Here is a 20,697-nt window from a genome sequence, read left to right on the forward strand (position 1 = left end):
CCATGACCGGCCGGATCGACAAACACGGGCTGCAGGTTGACGTGCAGTTGGCGGAGTTCATCACCGACAAGGTGCTGCCGGGAACCGGCGTGGAGGCGGATGCCTTCTGGAAGGGTTTTTCCGACCTCGCGCATACCTACGGGCCCAAAACGGCCGAACTGCTGGAGGTGCGTGAAACGCTCCAGAAGCAGATTGACGACTGGCACATTGCGCATCGCGACCAACCCCACGATCACGAAGCCTACAAGACGTTTCTTCAGGAAATCGGGTATCTCGTTCCCGAGGGGCCAGACTTCGAGATCGAGACCAAGAATGTCGATCCGGAGGTCGCCACGATCCCGGGGCCGCAGCTTGTCGTTCCGGTGACCAACGCGCGCTATTCGCTCAACGCCGCGAATGGCCGTTGGGGCAGCCTGTACGACTGTCTCTATGGTACCGATGCCATGGGATCCCCGGCACCCAAGGGAGGCTATGACAAGGGCCGCGGCGCGCGGGTCGTGGCACGGGCGCGGGTGTTTCTCGATGACGCATTCCCCATTGAGGGTGCGAGCCACGCGGATGTGCGGCGCTATCATATCCGCGACGGCGCGCTTTTGGTGGATGACAAGCCGCTCATGCAGCCGGAGAAGTTCGTCGGCTATCGCGGCAATCCCAAGGCGCCCGATTCCGTCCTGCTGAAAAGCAACAGTCTTCATGTCGAACTGGTCTTTGACCGGGCGCATTTCATGGGGTCGCGCGATCAGGCGGCCTTGGCCGAAGTGCGGATGGAAAGCGCCATCACCTCGATCATGGATTGCGAGGATTCCGTTGCCTGCGTCGATGCCGAGGACAAGGTCCTTGCCTACGACAACTGGCTCGGCCTGATGAAGGGCGATCTGGAGGACACATTCGAAAAGGGCGGTAAGAGCGTCACGCGAAAGTTGGCCGAGGACCGCACCTTTACCGCGCCGGACGGCGGCACGCTGACGGTCAAGGGCCGCGCGCTCATGTGGGTCCGCAACGTCGGTTTGCTCATGACCAATCCCGCGATCCTCACCCGGGATGGCGGCGAAATCTATGAGCACTTGATGGATGCCGCGATCACCGTTCTCATCGGCATGCACGACCTCAAGCGCGAGGGCGGCAACTCTCTCCATGGGTCGATCTACGTGGTGAAGCCAAAGCTGCACGGCCCTGCGGAAACCGCGCTGTCCGATGAGGTCTTTACCGCGGTCGAAGGCTTCCTTGGATTGCCGCAATATACGGTCAAGCTGGGGATCATGGATGAGGAGCGGCGGACTTCCGTCAACCTCAAGGAATGTATTCGTGCTGCAAAGCATCGGTGTGCCTTCATCAACACCGGTTTCCTCGACCGCACCGGGGATGAGATCCATACCTCCATGGAGGCCGGCCCCTTCAGCCGGAAGGATTTCATCAAGCGCAAGGGCTGGATCGGGGCATACGAGAACCTCAACGTGGACATTGGCCTTGAATGCGGTCTTTCCGGCGTTGCACAGATTGGCAAGGGCATGTGGGCCATGCCCGACCTGATGGGCGCGATGATGGAGCAGAAGATCGATCACCCCAAGGCCGGCGCCAATACTGCCTGGGTGCCAAGCCCCACCGCCGCGACGCTTCACGCGCTGCACTATCACCGGATCGACGTCTTTGCCGTGCAGAAGAAGCTAAAGGCAGGCGGACGGCGCGCCCATGTGGATGGCATCCTCGAAATCCCGCTTGCGGCATTCCGCAAATGGACCGACGCACAGATCATGCGTGAGGTGGAAAACAACGCGCAGGGAATTCTCGGCTATGTCGTGCGCTGGATTGATCAGGGCGTCGGGTGCTCCAAGGTGCCTGACATCAATGACGTCGGGCTGATGGAGGATCGGGCAACCTGCCGGATTTCCTCGCAGCACGTTGCCAACTGGTTGCACCACGGCATCGTCTCCGAAGAACAGGTCATGCAGGCCATGCGCAAGATGGCCGAGGTCGTCGACCGCCAGAATGCGGGAGATGCTGCATATAAACCCATGGCTCCGGATTTTGACGAGGTGGCGTTTCAGGCGGCTTGCGATCTCATCTTCAAGGGGCGCGAACTGCCCTCAGGCTATACCGAGCCGGTGCTGCATGCGCGGCGCCTTGAGTTGAAGGCAGGCTGAAACAAACGGGCATGAGGCGGCCGGTGCCCCAGAGGGAGCGCCAGAGCCTCGTGCCCGAACCAAGATTCAAAGAGAAGAGGGAGGCTCAAATGGCATCTGTGACACTGAACAAGGCGCGGACAATCATCCGCAAGACGCTGGCCAAGGCGCGGGAAATGGAACTGAAGCCGCTCTCGGTGGTGGTCCTCGACGCCGGAGGTCACGTCATCGCCTTTGAAAAAGAAGACGGTGCCAGCCCGGGGCGTTTCCCCATTGCTCATGGCAAAGCCTATGGCGCCGTAATGCTGGGGTTGCCGGGATCGGCCCAGATGGCGCGCGCCGAGAGCCAAGCCTACTTCATGGCGGCGGTCAACGGCGTGTTCGGCGGTCAGGTCATCCCCGTTCCCGGCGGTGTTCTGCTCAAGGACAAGCGCGGCGCGGTTATCGGTGCGGTCGGCGCGACCGGAGATACGTCCGACAACGATGCTGCTGCTGCTATGGCGGGCATTGAGCTTGCTGGATACACCGGAGAGGCTTAAGCCCTCTTTTGCCTTTCGATGCGATCCCCTATCTTGAGTGCCAAGCAACGAGAGGTAGAGGATGACACGTCCCGTCGTCGGCATCATCGGCAATCAGTATCTTATCAACAACGAGTATCCTGCCCATGCGGGCGGGACCATGAACTCCGAAGCGGTGGCCTGTGTCTCGGGATGCATGCCGATGCTTGTCCCGGCGGACCCGCGGTTCGTTTCGGTGCAGGAGTTGATGGCGCTCTGTGATGGTTTTCTCTTTACCGGCGGGCGACCGAACGTGCACCCCGAAGAATACGGCGAGGCGGCGACCGAGGCGCATGGCGCTTTTGACCGGGCGCGTGACGCCATTGCCCTGCCGCTCATCCGGGCTTGTGTTGATCGGGGGCAACCCATCCTCGGGATCTGCCGGGGGTTTCAGGAGGTCAACGTGGCGATGGGCGGCTCGCTCTATCCCGAAATCCGGGACCTTCCGGGACGCATGAACCACCGCATGCCGCCCAACGGGACACTGGAAGAGAAGTTCGCGCTGCGCCATCCCGTACGCTTTACCGAAGGCGGGGCCTTTCACGATTTGATGGGCGCAACGGAGGTGTTGACCAACACGCTGCACGGGCAGGGGATCAAGGAGCCCGGCAAACGGATCGTCGTTGATGGCCATGCACCCGACGGTACGCCGGAGGCAATTTATGTCGACGGGGCGCCGGGCTTTACCATGTCGGTTCAGTGGCATCCTGAATGGGATGCGGCCAGCGATCCCGTGTCCCGTCCGCTCTTCGCTGCCTTTGGTGACGCGGTGAAACGGTGGGCGCACGGGGATCGGCCGACGGCGCGCCTCACGGCCTGAGCATCACGTTACGGCGGCTTTGCGGCGATACTCCGGAGTGTCCCACAGGCGTTCGGAGATCACCGTTCCGATTTCGCTCGCCGCGCGTGAGATATCCTCGGATGACAGGTATAGCGGCGTGATGCCGAACCGCATGATATCGGGCGCGCGGAAATCGCCGATGACCCTGCGCGCAATCAGCGCCTGAATGGCGGCGTAACCCTCAGTGAACCTGAAAGAGACCTGTGCGCCCCTCGCGGCAGGATCCCGAGGGGAGGCAAGCTCCAGCATCGGAGCGTGTTGCGCGACCTCCGCTATGAATTGCTCCGACAGCGCGATACGGGCCTCGTCCAGCGCGGGCATATCAACCTGATCCCAGACGTCCAGCGCGGTTTCAAGAGCGGCCATCTGCAGAACGGGGGGCGTGCCCACCCGCATTCGCGCGATGCCGGGGGCGGGCCTGTAGGCAGGTTCAAACGCAAAGGGGGCGTCATGCCCAAGCCATCCGGCAAGAGCGGGCTCGACCACTTCGGCGTGCTCCGGAGCGACATAGATGAAGGCCGGCGCGCCGGGACCACCGTTCAGGAACTTGTAGGTGCAACCCACCGCGAAATCCGCCTTTCCGCCCGACACATCCACGGGGAACGCACCCGCCGAATGCGCCAGATCCCACAGAGCAAGCGCGCCTACCGAATGTGCCTTGGCCGTCAGATGCGGCATATCGTGACGCCGTCCGGTGCGGTAATCCACCTCCGTCAGCATGGTCACGGCGACCTCATACGTTATTGCGGCTTCGACCTCTTCGGGGGCGACGATCCGCAATTCGTGCGTGCCCCCCATCGCGCGGATCAATCCTTGGGCCATATAGAGGTCCGAGGGAAAATTTCCGCTATCGCTGAGGATGACCTTGCGTTCGGGGCGCAGCGCGAGGGCGGCGGCCAGCGCCTGATAGACCTTAACCGAGAGCGTATCGCCAAGGACCGTGTGCCCCGGCTCCGCCCCGATCAGCCGGCCTATGCGATCCCCAAGCCGTGCGGGCTGATCCATCCAGCCCGCCTTGTTCCACCCGGTAATGAGCATGTCGCCCCATTCCGCGGCGATGGTCTGGTCAAGCCGTGCGCGTGCGGCGCGCGGCATCGGCCCCAAGGAATTGCCGTCGAGATAGACGGTTCCGTCGGGCAGGTGGAATTGGCTGCGGGTTGCTGCGAAATCGGTCATGAACGCTCCTCTGTCGGGTTTCCCTTAGCGGGAGACAGCGGGCCGATGCAACGCGGCAAAACGCGATTCGGACAGGAGTTTGGATGCAGCTGCACACGGCGCGCGACCGGCCCATTCGCATACCGGGGCATACAGTTCATCGCGATTTCCAATCGGAAACAGTGACAAAAGAGCGCAATAAAATCTGTAATTTACGACCTTTGGCGCAATAATCGAGAAGGCTGTTTATCTCCGCTGCGAGCTATGCTCTATCCGAGGGCAGCGCCTTGTGAGCGAAACCGCGACAAGGTAGAAAACTCGGGCCGGCTTGACGCCGGGTAACGTTCTGACGTGAGGGGGACGGTCATTTGAGAATCGGAACGCCTAGAGAGGTGCTTCAGGGAGAGGCGCGCGTGGCAATGACGCCAGACAGCGCGCTTCAACTACAGAAATTGGGGTACGACTGCGCGATAGAGAGCGGAGCGGGCGACCGCGCGGGCTTCACCGACGCAGCCTATGCCGCCGCAGGGGTCGAGGTTGTCGGCTCGACGGCCGAGCTTTGGGAAAGCTCTGACATCATCGCCAAGGTCCGCCCGCCCACCGAAGAAGAAGTCGGATATCTCAGCAGTGACAAGACGCTGATTTCCTTCTTCTATCCGGCGTCCAATGAAAATCTGATGCAGCTTGCGGCCGACAAGGGCGCCTCCGTCGTCGCGATGGACATGGTGCCCCGGATCTCGCGCGCGCAAAAGATGGATGCGCTGTCGTCCATGGCCAATATCGCAGGCTATCGCGCGGTCATCGAGGCGGGCAACAATTTCGGCCGGTTCTTCACCGGTCAGATCACAGCCGCGGGCAAGGTTCCTCCGGCGAAAGTGCTGATCGTCGGTGCTGGTGTTGCGGGTCTTGCCGCGATCGGGACATCGACGTCACTTGGCGCGATCACCTATGCCTTTGACGTGCGCCCCGAAGTGGCGGAGCAGGTCGAGTCCATGGGGGCAGAGTTCGTCTATCTGGACTTCGAGGAAGAACAGACGGACGGCGCATCGAGCGGTGGCTATGCCGCCGTCTCAAGCCCGGAGTTCCGCGAGGCCCAACTTGCCAAGTTCCGCGAACTGGCGCCAGAGATGGACATCGTGATCACGACCGCGCTGATCCCCAACCGCGAGGCGCCCGAGCTCTGGACCGAGGACATGGTCAAGGCCATGAAGCCCGGATCGGTGATCGTCGACCTCGCCGCCGAGCGTGGGGGCAACTGCAAGCTGACCGTCAAGGACGAGAAGTTCGTGACCGAGAACGGCGTGACCATCATTGGCTACACCGATTTCCCGTCGCGCATGGCAACGCAATCCTCGACGCTCTATTCGACCAACATCCGCCATCTGATGACCGACCTGACGCCCGAAAAGGACGGCATGCCGGTGCACAACATGGAGGACGACGTGATCCGGGGCGCGACAATCGCCCACGCCAATGAGATCACGTTCCCGCCGCCACCGCCCAAGGTCAAGGCCATCGCCGCCGCGCCCAAGAAGGCCGCGGCAAAGGAACTGACCCCCGAAGAGAAGCGCGCGCAAGAAGTCGCCGCGTTCAAGGCGCAGACCAAGCAACAAGTGACGCTTCTGGCAGTCGGCGGTGCGCTTCTGCTCGGCGTGGGGCTTGTCGCTCCGGCCAGCTTCATGCAGCACTTCATCGTTTTCGTCCTTGCCGTCTTCGTGGGCTTCCAGGTGATCTGGGGGGTCTCACACTCCCTGCATACCCCGCTCATGGCTGTGACGAACGCGATCTCGTCCATCATCATTCTGGGGGCGCTGATGCAGATCGGTTCAGGCTCCTTCCTGGTGATCCTCCTCGCCGCGCTTTCGGTTTTCATGGCCGGGATCAATATCTTCGGCGGCTTCCTCGTGACCCGGCGCATGCTCGCCATGTTCCAGAAATCGTAAGGAGGTCAGGAAATGGATTTTGGTTTTACAACAGCGGCTTATGTTGTCGCAGCGGTCCTGTTCATCCTGTCTCTTGGTGGGTTGTCCGGGCAGGAAAGCGCAAAACGCGCGGTCTGGTACGGGATCGTGGGGATGGGCCTTGCGGTCTTTGCCACGCTGATCGGACCGGGATCGGGGCTCTGGCTTCTCTCGGTGCTGCTCATCGCGGCCGGTGGTGCCATCGGCTTTGTCGTGGCGACCCGCGTTCAAATGACGGAAATGCCGCAACTCGTCGCGGCGATGCACTCCCTCGTGGGTCTCGCGGCGGTGTTTGTCGGCTATAACGCCCACATCGAGCTTGCCCGCGTTCTTGCGATGGATGACACGGCGCGCCTCACGCTTGATGGGTTCGCGGGGCTTCTCGCACACAAGTCGTCGGTCGAAATCTCGATCCTTCGGGTTGAGCTTTTCCTCGGTGTGTTCATCGGAGCTGTGACGTTCACCGGGTCGGTCGTTGCTTATGGCAAGCTGGCGGGCAAGGTGTCGTCGGCCGCGACCAAGCTGCCCGGCGGTCACATGCTCAACGCCGCCGCGGCGGGCCTCTCGGTGCTCAGCCTGATCTGGTACTTCAACACCGGCGGTTTCTTCCCGCTCTTCCTGATGACGCTCTTCGCGCTCTTCATCGGGTACCACCTGATCATGGGGATCGGCGGCGCGGACATGCCCGTGGTTGTCTCGATGCTCAACAGCTACTCCGGCTGGGCCGCGGCGGCGATCGGCTTCTCGCTTGGCAACGATCTGCTGATCGTGGTCGGTGCGTTGGTCGGCTCCTCGGGTGCGATCCTGTCCTACATCATGTGCAAGGCCATGAACCGCAGCTTCGTCTCCGTCATCCTCGGCGGCTTCGGCGGTGCGTCAGGTCCGGCGATGGAGGTTGAGGGGGAACAGATCGCAATTGATGCCGACGGCGTGGCGACTGCGCTCGAAGAGGCCGACAGCGTGATCATCATCCCCGGATACGGCATGGCGGTGGCGCAGGCACAGCAGTCGGTTTCCGAACTGACCAAGCGGCTTCGCGCCAAGGGCAAGAACGTCCGTTTCGCGATCCACCCGGTCGCAGGCCGGCTTCCCGGGCACATGAACGTGCTGCTGGCCGAAGCCAAGGTGCCGTACGATATCGTGCTGGAGATGGACGAGATCAACGACGACTTCCCCGACACTGACGTGGTCATCGTGATCGGTTCGAACGACATCGTGAACCCGGCCGCCCAAGACGATCCCAACAGCCCCATTGCCGGGATGCCGGTTCTGGAATGCTGGAAGGCCAAGCAGGTCTTCGTCTCCAAGCGGGGGCAGGGCACGGGCTATTCCGGGATCGAGAACCCGCTGTTCTTCAAGGACAATACGCGGATGTTCTACGGCGATGCCAAGAAGTCTCTCGACGACTTGCTCTCCAAGATCTCCTGAATACAAAAAGGGCGGCCCGGCGGGCCGCCCTCGTCGTTTCCGCGGGTGGTATTTCTAGCCCGTGACGTTCGGCGCGCAGCGTTCGGTATTTCTAGCCCGTGACGTTCGGCACGCAGCGTTCGGTATCCGAATCCCAGACATTGCCGCTTGTGCACGACATCGCCTGCTCGCTATGGGCGGGGCAGGCAGAGAGCGCCGCAGCCGGTCCAAGCGCGAGCAACGACGCGGCGATGAGGGCATAAATCTTCATAGGCATGGTCTCCCTGAAATCTATCTCTGCCCCCATGCTATCACGAAACGTCGTTGCCGCAAAACGCAGGGTTGATCCGCCGGCGACCTCAGTCGCCAAAGACGCGTGCGAAGATCGTGTCGACGTGCTTGGTGTGATACCCCAGATCGAACTTCTCGTTGATTTCGTCCTCGGTAAGCGCCGCGCGGACTTCTTCATCGGCAAGCAACTCTTCACGGAAGTCGGTGCGGTGATCCCAGACCTTCATCGCATTTCGCTGAACCAGCCGATAGGCATCCTCACGCGATACGCCTGCTTGCGTCAGAGCGAGAAGGACACGCTGCGACATCACAAGGCCCGGGAACTTGTTCATGTTGTCCAGCATGTTCTGCGGATAGACCAACAGCTTGTCGATGACCCCTGTCAGGCGGTGCAGGGCGAAATCGAGTGTGATCGTCGTATCGGGGCCAATGTTGCGCTCCACCGATGAGTGCGAGATGTCACGCTCATGCCAGAGAGCCACGTTTTCCATGGCGGGAACCACGGCCATTCGGACAAGCCGCGCAAGACCGGTGAGGTTCTCGGTCAGAACCGGGTTTTTCTTGTGTGGCATGGCCGAGGAGCCTTTTTGCCCCATGGAAAAGAACTCGGCCGCTTCGAGCACTTCCGTCCGCTGCATGTGGCGGATTTCCGTGGCAACGTTTTCAATGGAAGACGCGACAACACCCAGAGTCGCGAAGAAGGCCGCATGACGATCACGCGGAATGACCTGCGTGCTGATGGGCTCGGGGACGAGCCCCAGTTTCTCACAGACGTGCTCTTCGACGAAAGGATCGATATTGGCGAAGGTGCCGACAGCCCCAGAGATGGCGCCGGTTGCAATTTCGGCGCGCGCATCGCGAAGGCGGGACAGGTTGCGATCCATTTCCGCATAGAACCGCGCGAAGGTCAGGCCCATGGTCGTGGGTTCCGCATGGATCCCATGAGAGCGGCCGATGCGGAGGGTATCCTTATGCTCCAGCGCGCGGCGCTTGAGCGCGGCGAGCAATCCCTCCATATCCTTGATCAGAATGTCGGAGGCCCGGACGAGTTGCACATTGAACGTGGTATCCAGCACATCCGACGAGGTCATTCCCTGATGAACGAATCGCGCCTCGTCATTGCCGATGATCTCGGCCAGATGGGTAAGAAATGCGATCACATCGTGTTTGGTCTCGGCTTCGATCTCATCGATCCTCGCCACGTCGAATTCGACGTCTCTGGCCTTCCAAACGGCTTCTGCATTGGCTTTCGGGATAACTCCGAGCTCTGCCTGAGCATCGCAGGCATGCGCTTCTATCTCGTACCATATGCGGAATTTTGTCTCGGGAGACCAGATGTTAACCATCTCGGGGCGGGAATAGCGTGGGATCATGAATCGGCCTTCCGGATTGGGGAACGTCTGGAGCCGGGGTTTAAAAGGTTCAGCGCACGGCGACAAGGTGAGAGCATGGGTATTCAACTGGCGGAACGAAACGGTTTACGGACTCTCTACGAGCTGGAGGGAAAGTGGCGGCTCGCGCGTGTCATCCTTCAGCGCGACGGGACGCAGGCTCATTTCATCGGAACCGCTGCGTTTCTGCGAAATCAAGACGGGCTCGACTACTCCGAAACCGGCAAGCTGCATATGCCGGGGCAGGCCGCGATGAAGGCCGAACGGCGCTACGAATATCGTCAGCGCGGCTCCGCGGTAGAGGTCTTCTATCCTGATGGGCGTCCATTCCACCGCTTCGGTCTGGACGATCCCTATCCCTATGCGGCGCATCTGTGCGGGGAGGACAACTATCAGGTCGTCTATGATTTTGCCAATCTGCCCAACTGGACCGCCGAGTGGCACGTGCGGGGGCCACGCAAGAACTACAACCTGACGAGCCGCTACAGCCTCATGGACTGAGGCTGGTACTGATCTCGGCTCCTGAACTGAGGGTTCGGTGCACCGGGCAGCGATCGGCAATCTCCAGAAGGCGCGCGCGCTGCGCCTCATCGAGCGCGCCGGTCAGGCGGATGTCGCGACAAAAGCGATCAACCTTCTCCCCGGTGGAACTGTCCTGCGCGTGAACCTTCTCGTGCGTAACCTCGACCCTCACGGATTCCAGCGGCCACCCCTTGCGCCGTGCGTACATTCGGATCGTCATGGAAGTGCACGCCCCGAGCCCCGAGGAGAGGAACCCGTAGGGGGACATCCCCCTGTTCGTGCCCCCATAGGCCAGTGGTTCGTCCGCGAGGGCGTGGTGATAGGGGCCGGAGGTCACATCCTGCAAGAACCCCTTGGGATCGGCCTCGGTGACGCGCACGACGCCTTCCGGCGCTCCGGGCGGCGGAGCGGGGGGGCGCACGTCCAGATAGCGCATGGCCCAGCTGGCAATCATTCCGGCGGCATAGTCCGCATCGCAACTTCTGCTGAGAAGGTGGTCCGCGCCATCGAGGGTCACAAAGCTCTTTGGATGGGGCGCGGCTCGAAAGATGCGTCCGGCGTTTTCGATCCCCACCACATGGTCCTCCGGCGCGTGCATGACCAGAAGGGCGGCCTCAAGTCTTGAGAGCACCGGTTCGATCCGTTCTTCTGTCACATCATCGAGAAAGGCGCGCCCGATGCGGAACTTGCGCCCCCCGAGGTCGACATCCCGGTGGGTCTTGGTTCCGAAGTCGTCGTGATTGAGCCCGATTGTGCGGATGACATGGGCAGGCGCAAGCGGCGCATTCAGCGATACGACCCCGCGGATGCCGCTGATCTCTCCCGCGGCGCGCAACACGGCCGCCCCGCCCAGCGAATGCCCGATCAGCAGGCGCGGGGCCATGCCGCGCGCTGTCATGGCATCGGCCGCCGCCTTGAGATCCTCGACGTTGGAACTGAACGTGGTGTTGCCGAACTCCCCCTGAGAGTGGCCAAGCCCGGTGAAATCGAACCGAAGGACCGCGATGCCCATCGCCGCGAGGCGCCCGGCGATCCGGCGCGCGGCGGGGATGTCCTTTCCGCAGGTGAAGCAATGGGCAAAGAGCGCGGTGCCGAGCATCGGCCCTTCCGGCAGATCGAGACGCGCGGCGAGGGAATGGCCGTCATGGCTGGGAAAGGTCAGTCGTTCGGTGGGCATGTCGCACTCCTCGGGATTATCGCCAGACGCTAACCACATGCACCGCCTGAAACCAGCGCGGCAACCCGGCGTCACGCGAAAATGAGCGATTGTCGCTTTCGTACTTTTCCGGTCCATCCATCCGGGATACTGCGGGAATATGTCCCTTTCAGTCGCGCCCGACCGTTCTCGCCCGCTGCTCATCCTGCTGGTGTGGCTGGCGGGGCTTGGCGCGGCTGCGCAATTTGGAAAGGTGGCTGTCGCGCTCCACGTATGGGGCGCGCAATATCCAGTTTCCCCCTCGGGCCTCGGTTTTATCGTGTCCTCCGTTGGCCTTTGCGGCCTTGTTTTCGGAGTGGCCGCCGGCGTGATCGTGGATCGGTTCGGCCTGCGCCGCTCCATCGTGCTGGGGCTGGCAACGGGCGGGCTGTTGTCGTTGCTCCAAGCGAGCCTGCCGCCATATCCGGTTCTCATTGGGCTGCGCCTTGTCGAAGGGGCCGCGCATTTGTTGATCGTGGTCGCCGGGCCGGTGCTTATGTCCGCACATGCCTCGGAGCGGGCGCGCCCCGCCGCCATGACACTCTGGAGCACCTTCTTCGGCGTATCCTACATGCTCGTCGCATTCATCTCGGTACCGGTCGTGGCAAGGTTCGGACCTGGGGGGCTGCTGGTGGGGCACGGTATTTATATGCTGGTGATGGCCGCCATCCTGTGGCGTGCCATGCCCGTTCCCATCCCCAGAGAGCGCGCTCCAGCCCTCACTGTAAGCGAGTGGGTGGAGGTTCACCGCCGCATCTATCGCAGCCCGTGGATATCCGCCCCGGGGCTTGGGTTCGTGTTCTACACACTGATGTATGTCGCGGCTCTGGCCTTTCTTCCGGGGTTTGTATCCGAGCCTATCCGCCCGGCGATGGCGAGCGTGATGCCGCTCGCGTCCATCGCGCTGTCCCTCACGGCTGGCATCTTTGTGCTGCGTTTTCTCGAGCCCATTCGCGTTGTCCAACTGGGGTTCGCCCTCGTGGCCATGAGCACGATCCCGCTGCTTCTTGCGGATACGGACAAGGGCTTCTTTCTCGCAGCGGTCCTGCTGATGTCGGTAAGCGCCTTTTGCGCCGGGGGCAGCTTTGCATCGCTCGCATCGCTAAACACCGATCTTACGGATCGCGCGCATGCCACGGGCGCGCTTGCGCAAATGGGCAACGTGGGCACGTCTACCGGGGCGCCTATTCTCGCATGGTTGATCGCGACGTATGGCCTCAACGGGTTCGTCGGGTTCACGCTGTTTCTCTCTCTTGCCGGCATCTTGATGCATGGCTGGCTTGCACGGCGCCGGAGGCTCTCGACTTTCCGGGGGTAAGTTCTTAGTTTGTTCTGAAATCCGCATTGGAGACTCGGGTCAGTCGCCTTATCTGTTGTCCCGAAGGAAAAAGGTGTCTGATGGCTGAACAGAAGTTCATCGAGGTCCGCGGAGCGCGGGAGCATAATCTCAAAGGGATCGACGTGGATATTCCGCGCGATGAACTGGTGGTGATCACCGGCCTCTCGGGTTCCGGGAAATCGTCGCTCGCCTTTGATACGATCTATGCCGAGGGGCAGCGACGGTATGTCGAGTCCCTCTCGGCCTATGCGCGTCAATTCCTCGACATGATGCAAAAGCCGGATGTGGATCACATCGCTGGCCTTTCCCCGGCGATTTCCATCGAACAGAAAACCACGTCGAAGAACCCTCGCTCGACCGTTGGCACTGTCACGGAAATCTACGATTATCTGCGGCTGTTGTTCGCCCGGGCCGGGACACCGTATTCGCCCGCCACCGGGTTGCCCATTGAAGCGCAGCAGGTGCAGGACATGGTTGATCGTGTGATGACCATGGAAGAAGGTACCCGCGCGTTCCTGCTCGCTCCGATCGTGCGTGATCGAAAGGGCGAATACCGCAAGGAGTTTCTGGAACTTCGCAAGCAGGGGTTTCAGCGGGTCAAGGTCGACGGGCAGTTCTACGAACTTGATGAACCGCCCACGCTCGACAAGAAATTCCGGCACGATATCGACGTTGTGGTTGACCGGATCGTGGTTCGCGATGGGCTGGAGACGCGGCTTGCCGACAGTTTCCGTACCGCGCTCGATCTTGCCGACGGTATTGCAGTTCTGGAAACGGCCCCCAAGGAGGGTGAGCCGGAGCGGATCACATTCTCCGAGAAATTCGCCTGTCCGGTCAGCGGGTTCACCATCCCCGAAATCGAGCCGCGCCTGTTTTCCTTCAACGCGCCCTTCGGGGCCTGTCCGGAATGCGATGGCCTCGGGGTGGAGCTTTTCTTCGACGAAAATCTCGTTGTGCCCGATGTGACGCTCGCTGTTGGAAACGGGGCTATCGCACCGTGGCGAAAGGGAAAATCTCCGTACTTCACGCAAACCATCGAAGCCATCGCCAAGCATTATGAATTCGACAAGACCGCGCGATGGAAGGATCTTCCGGCCTATGTGCAACAGGTCTTTCTGCATGGTTCAGGCGAGGAGGAAATTCCGTTCCGCTATGACGAAGGGGGCCGGGTATATCAGGTCTCGCGCACCTTTGAGGGGGTGATCCCCAACATGGTCCGGCGGTATCGCGAAACCGACAGCAACTGGATCCGCGAAGAGTTTGAGCGCTACCAGAACAACCGGTCCTGCGGCACATGCCACGGCTATCGCCTGCGGGAAGAGGCTTTGGCGGTCAAGGTCGGCGGATTGCACATCGGACAGGTTGTCGAGATGTCCATCCGCGAGGCGTATGCGTGGTGCGCCGAGGTCCCTGAGAAGCTCAGCAAGCAAAAGAACGAGATCGCGCGCGCAATTCTCAAGGAAATCCGCGAGCGTGTCGGATTTCTCAACAATGTCGGGCTCGAATACCTGACGATGAGCCGGAATGCAGGGACGCTTTCCGGCGGGGAATCCCAGCGGATCCGTCTCGCCAGTCAGATCGGCAGCGGACTTACCGGGGTGCTCTATGTCCTCGATGAGCCATCTATCGGTTTGCATCAGCGCGATAATGACCGGCTTCTGACCACACTGAAAAACCTGCGGGATCAGGGCAATACCGTCATCGTCGTCGAGCATGACGAAGAGGCGATCCGCGAGGCGGACTATGTCTTTGACATCGGGCCCGGCGCGGGTGTGCACGGGGGGCGGGTGGTGAGCCATGGCCGCCCGGCCGATATCGCCGCCGATCCAAACTCGGTCACCGGCCAATACCTGTCGGGGGCGCGGCAGATCGAGGTTCCAGCCACGCGGCGCAAGGGAAACCGGAAAAAGATCAAGGTCGTCAAGGCCACAGGCAATAACCTGAAAGAGGTGACGGCGGAATTCCCGTTGGGGAAATTCGTCTGTGTCTCCGGCGTGTCCGGCGGCGGAAAATCCACTCTGACAATCGAGACGCTGTTCAAGACCGCCTCCATGCGGCTGAACGGCGCGCGCCAGACGCCCGCACCATGCGAGACGATCAAGGGGTTGGAGCATCTCGACAAGGTGATCGATATCGACCAGCGACCGATCGGGCGTACTCCGCGCTCAAACCCTGCGACTTATACCGGCGCTTTCACTCCGATCCGAGATTGGTTCGCCGGGCTGCCTGAATCCAAGGCGCGTGGCTATAAACCCGGCCGTTTCAGCTTCAACGTGAAGGGCGGCCGCTGTGAGGCGTGTCAGGGTGACGGTGTCATCAAGATCGAAATGCACTTCCTTCCGGATGTCTATGTGACCTGCGAGACGTGCGGGGGTAAGCGATATAACCGAGAGACCTTGGAAATTACGTTTAAGGGAAAGAGCATAGCGGACGTTCTAGATATGACGGTCGAAGATGCGCAGGGCTTCTTTCAGGCGGTTCCTTCCATCCGCGAGAAGATGGATGCCCTGATGCGGGTTGGGCTTGGCTATATCAAGGTGGGGCAACAGGCGACCACCCTGTCGGGCGGTGAGGCGCAGAGGGTGAAGCTGTCAAAGGAGCTTGCCCGTCGCTCCACTGGACGCACTCTTTATATTCTTGATGAGCCGACCACGGGGCTTCATTTCGAAGATGTCCGTAAGCTTCTGGAAGTGCTGCACGAATTGGTAGACCAAGGTAACACGGTCGTCGTGATTGAGCATAATCTCGACGTGATCAAGACGGCGGACTGGATCATCGACCTTGGCCCCGAAGGGGGCGATGGCGGTGGAGAGATCGTAGCCGTCGGCACCCCTGAGACTGTCGCGGAAGAACCGCGCAGCCACACGGGGCGCTACCTGAAGGACATGCTCAAGCCGCGCAAACTGGCGGCGGAATAGGCCGCCTTACCGACTGCGGGTATCCCAGCCGAAAAAACGATAGATCGGGCAGGTGCCGAAAGCCGAAGTAAACAGCGGTATCAGCCCGATCAGAAAGACCCAACGCCAGCCGCTGTCCGGCAGGGCAAAGAATGCGACAATCATTAGTATCCCGAGCAGACCCCGCAAAATGCGGTCAATGCGCCCCATATTCTGTTCCAACATGACATACCCCCAAAATTACGGTCATGATCCTATCCTGAGCCACGCTTGACGGACGCACCATGATTTGGGTCAAATTGGAGAGAAGCCTGCAGCGCGCAGATATGGAAGCATTGCAGAGAAATCGCGGCCGGTCCCACCTTCATCGATGAAGCGGGCATAGAGATCACGCGCCGCGCGTCCGAGCGGCACAGCCGCATCGACCCTTTCTGCCGCACCAAGCGCCAGGCGGAGATCCTTTAGCATAAGGTCCGCCGCGAATCCCGGCTCGTACCCATTATCGGCGGGCGATGCGGGGCCGACCCCGGGGGCGGGGCAATATGTATTCATCGACCACGACGATCCGCTGGAGGTGCTGACCACGTCGAACATGGCCTGCTGCTCAAGGCCCAACTTGTCGGCAAGTGCAAACGCTTCGCAGGTTGCAATCATCGTGGCGCCAAGGATCATGTTGTTACAGATTTTCGCCGCCTGACCCGCTCCTGCCGGTCCGCAGTGAATTGCCCGAGCTCCCATGATCTCCAGCAACGGGCGCGCTTTTTCAAACGCCTGTTCCGGGCCGCCGACCATGAAGGTCAAGGTTCCAGAGGTTGCCCCAGCCGTGCCGCCCGATACCGGCGCGTCCAGACTGAAAAGCCCCGCTGCGCCGCAAACTTCTGCAAGGTCTCGCGCGGTATCGACTTCAACTGTCGAGCAATCGATGAATACCGCCCCGGGGTCCATCGCGGGGATGATGTCTGTTGCGACATCGCGCAGTATCGTTCCTGATGGCAACATGGTCAGGGCGACATCGGCACCTTTGATCGCCTCCGCTGCGCTTTGTGCCGTCCCCACGCCTTCCGCGCGTACCCCGGCCGGATCGAACCCGATGACCTCGTGCCCTGCCGCCGCGAGATTTGCCGCCATGGGTGAACCCATGTTCCCAAGCCCGATGAATCCAATCTTCATGCCAGTTCCTTCCCATCTCCCGGCTTCGAGATTTCACGCTCAGGTTGCCTTTTGCAAGCGGATCGGGCAGGCATCGCAAAAGATGCGGCGAGGGGCACATGACGAAGCAAATCAGGATAGGCGTAGGTGCCATCACGCGGCAGAGGCCGGCGATGTTCGGTGAACTGCTGGACAGTTTTGCGAAGATGTCCCTGCCCGAGGGCGCGGATGTAATCTTCCTGTTCGCCGAAAACGACGAGCGCCTGAGCATGGAAGCGCAGGTTGCCGCCTTTGCGGAGCGCACCGGGCATCGCGCGCTGATTGAGCTTGAACCGCGGCCCGGCATTCCCATGGCTCGGAACAAGGTGCTCGACATGGCGCTGCGCGAGGGCTGTGATCTTCTGACTTTCGTCGACGATGACGAGCTTGTCCGCCCTGATTGGCTGGAGAGCCTCGTAACCGGTGCTCAGGCTCGGGATCTAGACCTCGCGGGCGGGCCGATCCACTATACCGCGCCGAGTGGGCATATGAGCTATTGGAACCGGGCGTGTTTTGATTTTCTTTTGGACAGAGGGAAGAAGCGCAACCACATTCGTGCCAAAGCAGTGGAAAAGGGCACAGACGAAATCTTTCCCGTCTATACGAACAACTGGTGCGCTCGATTGAGCACGGTCCGCGAGTTGGGACTACGCTTCGACGAACGCCTGCAATTCACAGGCGGCTCAGACACCCGGTTTTCTCTCGATCTCGCGGCTGCGGGGGGGAAGGTTGGATGGGTGCCGGATGCCATCGTCGAGGAGCCGACTCCGCAAAAACGGCTGCTGCCGGGGTATCAGTTCACCCGAGCCCGTGATCAGGCGGCCAACTCTGTTCGGCTGCGCAGTTTGCCTCTGCGGCGCATTCTGCCCTATGCAGTAAGCCGTTATTTCGACGCGATTTTGGTGGCCATCTCGGCGCTGTTTTTAGGGAAGCATCACCTGATACGAGCGATCTACAAGGTCGGTATGGGGACCGGACGGATCAAGGGCTACTTTGGCCGCGAGAGCCAGCACTACGCCCCCGGCACAGAGAAGGTGCACACCGAAGAGGACTGATCACAGGTCTGCGTGGAACTCTTCGATCAAGTGCCGCACGACCGCGCGCATGCCTGCTTCCTTGTCGCCCTCGGCGTTAGCGAGCACCGTCCGCTGGCGCTCTGCGCTTGTTCCGCCGCTGAGGATTTCTCGCAGTCGCTCCAACTCTTCGGTGCAATGCAGGGCTTCGGCATCTTCACCGAGCAGATCAATGAGTTCTGTTCCGAGGACAGTCCAAGGCTTGATGTCGCCTGCACCAAAGTCAATCAGCCCCTCGGTCGTGCCATAACGCTGAGCGCGCCAGCGGTTTTCGGCAATAAGGAATGGTTCGTAGATACGCCACCGTAGGTTTCGCCGGCGCAGCCGGGTCAACATCCGCATCAGGCATTGCACCACCGCCGCCAAAGTCAGCGCATGTTCGAGCCGTGGTTGCACATCCATGATCCGGGTTTCGAGTGTCGGAAAACGGGCGGAGGGCCGCAGATCCCACCAGATCTTGGTGCTGTCCTCGATGATGCCGAGCTTCACCAGGGTATCGACGGAGCGGGCATAATCCGACCATGCGGCGAAGTTGGGCGGCAAGCCTGTGCGCGGCAAGCTGTCGAACACCGACAAGCGGTAGGAAGCAAGCCGCGTATCCTGACCCTGCCAAAAGGGGGAGGAGGAGGATAGCGCAAGCAGATGTGGCAGGAAATAGGCCGCTTGCCGCATCAGGTCGATCCGCTCCGCATCGTCCGACAGGCCGACGTGGACATGCATCCCACAGATCAGCAAGCGTTCGGCGACCCCGCCCATATCCTGATAGATTTCATGGTAACGCGCCTTGTCGGTGTGCGCCTGACTTTTCCAATGGGCGAGCGGGTGGCAAGAAGCGGCGATAGGGGCAAGCCCGTGGCGCGCGGCGGCGGCAGAGACGGTGGAGCGCAGGCGTTTAAGGTCCTCCCGCGCCTCATGGACATCCGCGCAAACGCGGGTTCCCACTTCGACCTGACATTGCAGAAACTCAGGGGAGAATTGCCCCTCCAGAAGCGCCTCGCATTCCGACATGAGGGTGTCGGGCGCTTCGGCCAATGCCATGGTGGAGGTATCGACGAGAAGATATTCCTCCTCGATGCCGATTGTGAATTCCGCGTCACCCATCTCCACGCTCCCCACCGGTATGGATCGTAAGGCCTAGCGTATAACCTAATTCGCTTTTGTACGATTTCATTTCGGTTGGGCCGTGTTTGCGTCCGGGTAGGCTATCCGATCCGTTTGCCGTAGAAGCGCTTCGGCTTCGCCGGAAGTGCGGGGGGCCTGCGGTGGCGCGTTCGCACCCCAGCGGGTTGCCAAGTCACCTTGGTGCCCCGGATATCTACGTTGCTCAGCCTCATTCGACGCGAACAGAGTGTATCGTGGCCGATCGCGATGCTGACCTTAGTGCCATAAGGTATTGATCCGGCAAGTTAAAGCGGGCGCATCTTCAGCCGCGTGATGCGGTTTTCCTTGCGGGCCATGACCTCGAACCGGAAGCCGTGAAAGGAAAAGACCTGACCGACCGCCGGGATCGTCTGGGCCTCATGGATGACCAGACCGGCGACTGTATTGGCCTCTTCGTCGGGCAGGCTCCAGTCCATGGCGCGGTTGAGATCCCGGATGGTCATCGCGCCATCCACGAGGAACTGCCCATCGTCGGATTTGCGGATCTGATGTTCGGCATCAATGTCGAATTCATCGGTGATCTCACCCACGATTTCTTCGAGAATATCCTCCAGCGTGATCAGCCCCTGCAGCGATCCATATTCATCGACCACGAGGGCAAAATGCGTCCGGCGCTTGAGGAATTCGCGCATCTGGTCGTCCAGCGTCGTGGTTTCGGGGATGAAATAAGGCTCCATCGCGACATCTGCGATGTTGAAGCTTTCCAGCCCACCGGGTGCCGGATCGTCGCCGGACATGAGCCGGTGCATGGCGCGCAGGAGATCCTTGGCATGAACAAGGCCCACGATATTTTCATAGTCACCGCGATAAACGGGAAGCCGCGTATGCGGGCTTTCGAGGCATTGCCGCAGGATGTCCTGCGGATCGGCATCGGCGTCCAGCATCTGGATCTGGGAGCGGTGGAGCATGATCTCTTCCACGAAGCGCTCTGAAAGGTCGAGCGCGCCGAGGATCCTGTCCCGGTCCTCCTTTTCGACCACGCCTTCGGAATGGCCGAGGTGCAGGGCACCGGCGATTTCCTCGCGCACGGCGAGGATCTGGCTGTCGGGGTCCGTTTGAACGCCAAAGACGCGCAGCACACCCCGCACGAAAAGGCGGACGGCGCTGACGATCGGGGAAAAGGCGCGTATGATCAGGCCGATGGGCCGGGCGACAAAGGCCGCTGCCGTCTCGGCATTCGTGATGGCATAGGTCTTGGGAAGCACCTCGGCAAAGACGAGCACGAGCACGGTCATTACAATGGTGGCAAGCGCCACACCGCTTTCGCCCCAGAGCCGGGTAAAGAGCGCAGTGGCCAGCGACGTGGCGAGAATGTTGACAAGGTTGTTGCCAAGCAGGACGGACCCGATCAGCCGCTCGTTGTCCTCTGTGATCTCCAGCGCCTGGTTCGCGCCCCGAGAGCCCTTGTCCGCCTGCGCCCGGAGTTTACCCCGCGAGGCCGCGGTGAGGGCGGTTTCGGACCCGGAGAAAAACCCGGACAGGACCAGAAGGCCCAATATCGAGATGCTCGTGATCCAGAATGCAGCGTCTAGAATCGGTGTAGCGGCGTCCATTCAGCGTCTTCCCTTTGGTTGAAGGTGTTATGGAGGTCGTACCGCG

The 20,697-nt window shown here is 61.1% G+C and carries 17 protein-coding genes; 9 read left to right on the forward strand and 8 right to left on the reverse strand.

Annotation, left to right across the window (positions count from 1 at the left end; translation table 11 throughout):
• Nucleotides 1-2: 2 nt before the first annotated feature.
• From BM234_RS03250 to BM234_RS03260, 3 genes are all read left to right on the forward strand, one after another.
• Nucleotides 3-2,141, forward strand: coding sequence for a malate synthase G (locus BM234_RS03250; RefSeq protein WP_092060550.1), 2,139 nt, complete (start codon nucleotides 3-5; stop codon nucleotides 2,139-2,141).
• Between the two features lie 89 nt (nucleotides 2,142-2,230).
• Nucleotides 2,231-2,659 carry a GlcG/HbpS family heme-binding protein gene (locus BM234_RS03255; RefSeq protein WP_092060552.1) on the forward strand — a complete coding sequence of 143 codons (429 nt, stop codon included), beginning with the start codon at nucleotides 2,231-2,233 and terminating at the stop codon, nucleotides 2,657-2,659.
• 61 nt (nucleotides 2,660-2,720) lie between these two features.
• Nucleotides 2,721-3,497 (forward strand): gamma-glutamyl-gamma-aminobutyrate hydrolase family protein, encoded by a 777-nt coding sequence (locus tag BM234_RS03260; protein ID WP_092060554.1) that lies wholly within the window; start codon nucleotides 2,721-2,723, stop codon nucleotides 3,495-3,497.
• A gap of 3 nt (nucleotides 3,498-3,500) precedes the next feature.
• Here BM234_RS03260 and kynU read toward each other — a convergent pair whose 3' ends face one another.
• The gene (gene kynU, locus BM234_RS03265; RefSeq protein WP_092060556.1) at nucleotides 3,501-4,694 is read right to left on the reverse strand and encodes a kynureninase; all 1,194 of its coding nucleotides are present in this window, start codon (nucleotides 4,692-4,694) and stop codon (nucleotides 3,501-3,503) included.
• A gap of 347 nt (nucleotides 4,695-5,041) precedes the next feature.
• Here kynU and BM234_RS03270 point away from each other — a divergent pair, with 347 nt between their 5' ends.
• Entirely contained in the window at nucleotides 5,042-6,616 is a 1,575-nt protein-coding gene (locus BM234_RS03270; RefSeq protein ID WP_092060558.1) for a Re/Si-specific NAD(P)(+) transhydrogenase subunit alpha, read from the forward strand.
• A gap of 12 nt (nucleotides 6,617-6,628) precedes the next feature.
• Nucleotides 6,629-8,062, forward strand: coding sequence for an NAD(P)(+) transhydrogenase (Re/Si-specific) subunit beta (locus BM234_RS03275; protein ID WP_092060560.1), 1,434 nt, complete (start codon nucleotides 6,629-6,631; stop codon nucleotides 8,060-8,062).
• A 91-nt stretch (nucleotides 8,063-8,153) separates the two neighbouring features.
• Here BM234_RS03275 and BM234_RS17405 read toward each other — a convergent pair whose 3' ends face one another.
• Both BM234_RS17405 and purB read right to left on the reverse strand, forming a co-directional pair.
• Nucleotides 8,154-8,312 carry a hypothetical protein gene (locus tag BM234_RS17405; RefSeq protein ID WP_175501185.1) on the reverse strand — a complete coding sequence of 53 codons (159 nt, stop codon included), beginning with the start codon at nucleotides 8,310-8,312 and terminating at the stop codon, nucleotides 8,154-8,156.
• Between the two features lie 88 nt (nucleotides 8,313-8,400).
• Nucleotides 8,401-9,705: an adenylosuccinate lyase gene (purB, locus tag BM234_RS03280; RefSeq protein WP_092060562.1), complete on the reverse strand. Its 1,305-nt coding sequence runs from the start codon at nucleotides 9,703-9,705 to the stop codon at nucleotides 8,401-8,403.
• A gap of 75 nt (nucleotides 9,706-9,780) precedes the next feature.
• On the opposite strand from purB, the gene BM234_RS03285 reads away from it, so the two are divergent.
• Nucleotides 9,781-10,224 carry a DUF6314 family protein gene (locus BM234_RS03285; protein WP_092060564.1) on the forward strand — a complete coding sequence of 148 codons (444 nt, stop codon included), beginning with the start codon at nucleotides 9,781-9,783 and terminating at the stop codon, nucleotides 10,222-10,224.
• Here BM234_RS03285 and BM234_RS03290 read toward each other — a convergent pair.
• Nucleotides 10,214-11,422, reverse strand: coding sequence for a bifunctional alpha/beta hydrolase/OsmC family protein (locus BM234_RS03290; protein WP_092060566.1), 1,209 nt, complete (start codon nucleotides 11,420-11,422; stop codon nucleotides 10,214-10,216). The genes BM234_RS03285 and BM234_RS03290 overlap by 11 nt on opposite strands.
• A gap of 139 nt (nucleotides 11,423-11,561) precedes the next feature.
• Here BM234_RS03290 and BM234_RS03295 point away from each other — a divergent pair, with 139 nt between their 5' ends.
• Together BM234_RS03295 and uvrA are read left to right on the forward strand one after the other, a co-directional pair.
• Nucleotides 11,562-12,758, forward strand: coding sequence for an MFS transporter (locus BM234_RS03295; RefSeq protein WP_092060568.1), 1,197 nt, complete (start codon nucleotides 11,562-11,564; stop codon nucleotides 12,756-12,758).
• An 80-nt stretch (nucleotides 12,759-12,838) separates the two neighbouring features.
• On the forward strand, nucleotides 12,839-15,697 hold the full coding sequence (gene uvrA / locus BM234_RS03300) for an excinuclease ABC subunit UvrA (RefSeq protein ID WP_092060570.1): 2,859 nt from the start codon (nucleotides 12,839-12,841) through the stop codon (nucleotides 15,695-15,697).
• 6 nt (nucleotides 15,698-15,703) lie between these two features.
• Here uvrA and BM234_RS03305 read toward each other — a convergent pair whose 3' ends face one another.
• Both BM234_RS03305 and mmsB read right to left on the reverse strand, forming a co-directional pair.
• Entirely contained in the window at nucleotides 15,704-15,901 is a 198-nt protein-coding gene (locus BM234_RS03305; RefSeq protein WP_092060572.1) for a YgaP family membrane protein, read from the reverse strand.
• Nucleotides 15,902-15,970: 69 nt separating this feature from the next.
• Nucleotides 15,971-16,846: a 3-hydroxyisobutyrate dehydrogenase gene (mmsB, locus tag BM234_RS03310; protein ID WP_092060573.1), complete on the reverse strand. Its 876-nt coding sequence runs from the start codon at nucleotides 16,844-16,846 to the stop codon at nucleotides 15,971-15,973.
• A 98-nt stretch (nucleotides 16,847-16,944) separates the two neighbouring features.
• Between mmsB and BM234_RS03315 the strand changes: the two genes are divergently transcribed.
• Complete coding sequence (locus BM234_RS03315) at nucleotides 16,945-17,919, forward strand: glycosyltransferase family 2 protein (protein ID WP_092060575.1); 975 nt, start codon at nucleotides 16,945-16,947, stop codon at nucleotides 17,917-17,919.
• Here the strand turns inward: BM234_RS03315 and BM234_RS03320 are convergent, their stop codons facing one another.
• Together BM234_RS03320 and BM234_RS03325 are read right to left on the reverse strand one after the other, a co-directional pair.
• Complete coding sequence (locus BM234_RS03320; protein ID WP_092060577.1) at nucleotides 17,920-19,038, reverse strand: carboxylate-amine ligase; 1,119 nt, start codon at nucleotides 19,036-19,038, stop codon at nucleotides 17,920-17,922.
• Between the two features lie 305 nt (nucleotides 19,039-19,343).
• Nucleotides 19,344-20,651 (reverse strand): HlyC/CorC family transporter, encoded by a 1,308-nt coding sequence (locus BM234_RS03325; RefSeq protein WP_092060579.1) that lies wholly within the window; start codon nucleotides 20,649-20,651, stop codon nucleotides 19,344-19,346.
• Nucleotides 20,652-20,697: the final 46 nt, after the last annotated feature.

Origin of the sequence: Poseidonocella pacifica (assembly GCF_900111875.1) — a bacterium.
Taxonomy (GTDB): Bacteria; Pseudomonadota; Alphaproteobacteria; order Rhodobacterales; family Rhodobacteraceae; genus Poseidonocella; species Poseidonocella pacifica.